Source organism: Microvirga sesbaniae, from assembly GCF_025460805.1.
In the GTDB taxonomy this organism is placed as follows: domain Bacteria; phylum Pseudomonadota; class Alphaproteobacteria; order Rhizobiales; family Beijerinckiaceae; genus Microvirga; species Microvirga sesbaniae.
Genome location: NZ_JAMXFJ010000093.1, coordinates 1 through 4,454, shown reverse-complemented (window position 1 = coordinate 4,454; position 4,454 = coordinate 1). Strand labels below are relative to the sequence as shown.

General features: G+C 56.7%; 3 protein-coding genes and 1 pseudogene. 1 reads left to right on the top strand and 3 read right to left on the bottom strand.

What is annotated here, in order from left to right; all coding sequences use genetic code 11:
- The first annotated feature begins 306 nt into the window (after window positions 1-306).
- Window positions 307-1,014 carry an IS630 family transposase gene (locus OCW50_RS32785; RefSeq protein WP_315974518.1) on the top strand — a complete coding sequence of 236 codons (708 nt, stop codon included), beginning with the start codon at window positions 307-309 and terminating at the stop codon, window positions 1,012-1,014.
- Between the two features lie 392 nt (window positions 1,015-1,406).
- Here OCW50_RS32785 and OCW50_RS32780 read toward each other — a convergent pair whose 3' ends face one another.
- From OCW50_RS32780 to OCW50_RS32770, 3 genes and pseudogenes are all read right to left on the bottom strand, one after another.
- On the bottom strand, window positions 1,407-2,669 hold the full coding sequence (locus OCW50_RS32780) for a hypothetical protein (RefSeq protein WP_262300376.1): 1,263 nt from the start codon (window positions 2,667-2,669) through the stop codon (window positions 1,407-1,409).
- Between the two features lie 66 nt (window positions 2,670-2,735).
- Window positions 2,736-3,797, bottom strand: a complete 1,062-nt coding sequence (locus OCW50_RS32775) for a polysaccharide deacetylase family protein (RefSeq protein ID WP_262300375.1) — start codon at window positions 3,795-3,797, stop codon at window positions 2,736-2,738.
- 126 nt (window positions 3,798-3,923) lie between these two features.
- A pseudogene (locus OCW50_RS32770) lies at window positions 3,924-4,454 on the bottom strand (hypothetical protein); the annotation flags it as partial.

The following is a 4,454-nucleotide window of genomic DNA, read 5'->3' as shown; positions in this document are numbered from 1 at the left end:
CTCTACAACAAGAAGACCGGCATTCTCTCGTATGATGCCGATGGCTCAGGCAGCAAGGCCGCCGTGGAGTTTGCGCAACTCAGCAAGAACCTGAAGCTGACCTATAAGGACTTCTTCATCGTTTGAACGCCTTTATGTTTGCCCATCGGCTGCAGTGAAGCTGATGCACCGGGTCCGCAGGACTGGCTCGCTCGTCCCTGACCGGGTTGGTGGGCATCGTCGCCCGGTTCTGGAACCCCATGAGGACCTGCTCCGCAGCTTAGTTGCGGCCAAGTCCGGTATCACCCCGGCTGAGATCCGGGCCGAATTGGAAGCCCGCAGGATCGTGGCGGCGGGTCTCTCCACTATCCTGCTGACCCTGCGCTGTCTCGGCCTGCGGCACAAGAAGAGACGCTCCGGGCGGCCGAGCAGGACCGGCCGGATACAGCGCGCGAGCGCCAGCGCTGGCGTGCGTGGCAGCGCTACAGGGACAGCACTCGCTTCGTGTTCCTGGACGAGATGGGCGCCACCACCACGATGACGCACCGCTATGGCTCGGGTCCCAAGGGCGCGCGGGGGGGGATGCCACGTCGTTGGGGGCATTGGAAGGTCACCACATTTGTAGCGGGCTTGCGCGCCAGCGGTCTTATTGCTCCGATGTTGCTTGACGGGCCGATGACCGGTGAGGTGTTCCGCGCCTATGTCGAGCAGGTGCTGATCCCGGAACTCTCGCCCGGTGATGTGGTGGTGCTCGACAATCTGGCGGCCCACAAGGTGGCAGGAATCCGGGAGATGATCCACGTGGAAGAAGCGAGTCTGCTGTACCTGCCGCCGTACTCGCCCGACTTGAACCCGATCGAACAGGTGTTTGCGAAACTTGAAGCACTGCTACGCAAGGCTACGGCACGGACAAAAGAAGCTCTCTGGGCCACCATTGGCGAGCTGCTCGATGAGTTCTCGCCCGAGGAGTGCCAGATCGATCTCACCGACAGCGGCTATGAACCCGTGCAAGTCGAAAATGTTCTAGCTCTCTAATGGTATCAAGCATTCTGCGATCGCCCGAGGATCCTCGCGCGATGGGCGTCTAAAGCCTCGGACGTGAAAAGTGGACTTGCACTTTTGGGATCCATCCGATGCTTTCTTCTCGAATGACAGCATCGGTCAGAACGGACCCAGCGGGCCGCGTCAGCGACCCGAAGGGCCACGCCAGTGAAAAGTGGACCCGGTTTTCGCTGACGCGGCCCTTCGGGTCTGCCTCTTCCGATGCGCCGGTCAAGAGAAGGAGCTTCGGACCCAAAAGTGGTGTCCACATTTCACATCCGAAGCTCTAGATAAGGCTTACTCTCGGCAATTTCTCGGGGAATTTGCCACACTTCAGGCGCCACGCCGGAGGATCCGAACCTGAATAGATAGAGGTAAACGGATGCTCAGCCCTTGCCGCGCGCGTGTACCCGAAGGAGGGCGACCAAAACGAACTCACCGGCTACGACTATGATCCCCGACCACAATACGACCTGATAGGACGTCATATTGGGGACAATAATCAGCACAGTGGTTCCGGCAGCCCGCATGAAATTTGCAATCAGAGCTAGACGAACGAAGCCCGGTCGTTGCGAACGCATCGTATAGACCCCGATCACACACGCCAATGCGTGACAACTAAAGTATGTCACGAAGAAACGATCTGCTTCGGGAAATCGCTTGTCGTACAGGAGGTCGATGATGAAGCTTGCAGGAATGAGGCCGAGGACCAGAATCGCGGTTAGCGTCCCCATCATGACATACATCGACTTTGTGCCTAGACCGAAGAGGTCGATATTTTTGAAGTCCGTCTCCACAATCTTCGGGAAGAGATATACCTTCAACGTTGCAAACAGGAGATCAATTGGAGCTAAGAACATCAAAACTACGCCAAACGCTGCGGCCGACAGCGTATCGCCTTTGTGGTTCAAGATCCAAAGAGTTAACAGAGGAAGGGCGCTGAATAGGCTTGTGGCAAAAAATGTGATCGGGGCCATGTGAACGACAGCTTTTATAGCGTTCCAGTTCACGGACTTGAAATGGATTTCAGCGACCCGGCTCAGTGTCAGAATTTGAATGGGCAACTGTGCCACCACATGTACTGCAAGAATAAGCGCTATCCATCCACCATGGATAGCAGCTGCTAAGCCGAGCAAAATACGAGCTGCGGCTAGAGCGAAATTGAGAACTGCATACCGCCGAAATCGCCGTCCGTATTGTTCTATAACGCGCGTAGCAGTCCAGAATGACATTGAGGCCGCTGCGAGCACCAGAACGAGCTGCGTGGCAGAGCCTGATAACATGAAAGCCACCACGAAGGCCATTGCAGCGAGGAGGAGTGTTGCGGCTTTAACAATCAGATTAAGTTGCACATAATCTTGCTTCTTGTGCTCAAATGATAAAGCTAGGCAACTCTGGCTCAGCCCGAAATCAAGTGCGGTCGCGATCAGAGGAATGAGCGAATTGGCGAATGTAAGTTCTAGGAAATTTGCCGGCTCAAATCTCATTGAGGCAAACAGCATCACCAGAAAGAACGAAAGGTTCAGTACGATCTGGGAAGCCAGCACGAGGGACTGGTCTCCGACGTCTCGGAAGACAAGTGCCCTAACAGATGCCTTGCCTCCACGTTGGAGCGTCGGATCCTGAAGAGACTCAACGGTGGTTTTCATGATGGGAACCCTTCAGGATCTAATGCTCGTCCGGTCGCCTTCAGAAACGGATCCTTGCACCTCAATTCATAGTCTCTCGTCCGTAGCGCGCGGATCTGAACAATCTTGAGTGACGAGGGGCTCAACCGAGGGAGGCCGTACTTCGAGCAAACGGTCATGCCCGTATGCTATGCGTGCGGCCCCTGCGCACTTCACCAACAGTCGAGCAATTCTATCCTGCTGCCCGACGTAGATCCGTCGCACGGCTGTCGGACGGAGACGAATCTCGTCAAGTCTGGCTGGGCCAGGTTCCAACGAAAATCCAATCGAAAATCCAGCATTCTGAACCGCCGCTTCGTGTTCTCTGGAGAAGTCTTGAGATGATCCATTAGGATATGCGAATGCATGGACGGAATGGCCTAACTCGGCCGCCAATCTGTTATGACTCGTTGCTATCTCCTCTTGCGCCTCAGACAACGGTAGCTTTGTGAGAATGGGATGGGTATGAGTGTGGCCACCAAAATCCAGCCCCTCCTTTGCCAGGCGTCGAATGTCAGACCAATCAAGGCAGAGTCGAGCGAAAACCTCTGGAGGTGGAGAGACTTCGAGGGAGGCTCCAAGTGCGTCAGCAAGTTTTTTGCGCGTTCCGGCGGGCAAGCGCTTGGACGCCTCAATCCAGGCAGAAGCTGCTTTGTGGCGCTCGGACCGCGTCGAGAGACTGGTTTCACCCAAAAGAGGAACGTCGACGCGCTCATGTTTGGTCGCTTCGAAGCAATAGGCGGCGAAATCCCAAAGAAACGGCTTCCCGGTTCCAATATAGTCGGTGGCGAGGAAAACGACGCCAGGAATTTTGAGGTCGCGCATGATTGGCCAAGCTACATCACCATTGTCCCTGTAGCCGTCGTCGAATGTAACGAGTACTGACCGGCGGGGGAGAGGGTGTCCTGTTTCGTACCAATCCAATAGATCTCGCAAAGAGATGGGAGAAAAGAGAGATTTCAGTACTTTCATCTGCGAAGTGAATTGCTCAGGTGAAGCGCTGAAGTTTGGCCGGAAGCCGTTGAAGCGGTCATCGTTCAAATCCCCGACCCGATGATAGCAGAGGACTGTAAGGGTATCATTCCGGACGAAGTCGAGAAGGTTCTTCAAGTTTGAAAATCTAACGGACTCTGACGAATGAGACACCGAGATCGTCGACAATCCACTGCGCATATGACTTCCTTTGGTCCATACCCGTTCACATTCTTGCTGCCTGCGAGCGCACCTTCAGTGGAGTTATGTCTCGAGAGATCTTACAAGTTCGCGCGTTGCCGCCTGCTGTGGAAGCGACGCTGGTTTGAGTGGAGGCTTCTGGTCCGGCGGGAGATCGCAGATCATGAAGCGGAACTTCCCGTTTGCGGATCGCGGGATCTGCTGGACGCGCTCGAACACCACTTCGACATCGCCCATGCGGCTGCAGATCGCCGCCAGGATCTCGCCCTCGGCCTCCGGGCTCCAGTTCGGCGCCGGAATGTAGCGCACCCGCAGACGCCGCAGCGTCTCCTGCACGATCTGCGCCTCTCGGACGGGCGCGCCTGCTTTGATGACCGATCCGAGCCGGCTGACACGTCGTCCGTCCTGGGTGTAGAGCACGTCGTCGCTGCGGCCCTCCACCCGGGCCAGACGCGGCAGCGTGCGCCCGCACGCGCACATCTCGTGCCCTGCCTCCACGGCACCCCGGTCGCCCGTGCGGTAGCGGATCAGCGGCATGTCCGGATTGTTCAGCCCCGTGGCCAGAAACTCTCCCGCCTGGCCGGCCGCCACCGG

What these genes read in the sequence shown, in the direction of transcription:
- OCW50_RS32780 (WP_262300376.1), bottom strand. Translation starts at nt 2,669, where the DNA reads ATGAAAACCACCGTTGAGTCTCTTCAGGATCCGACGCTCCAACGTGGA.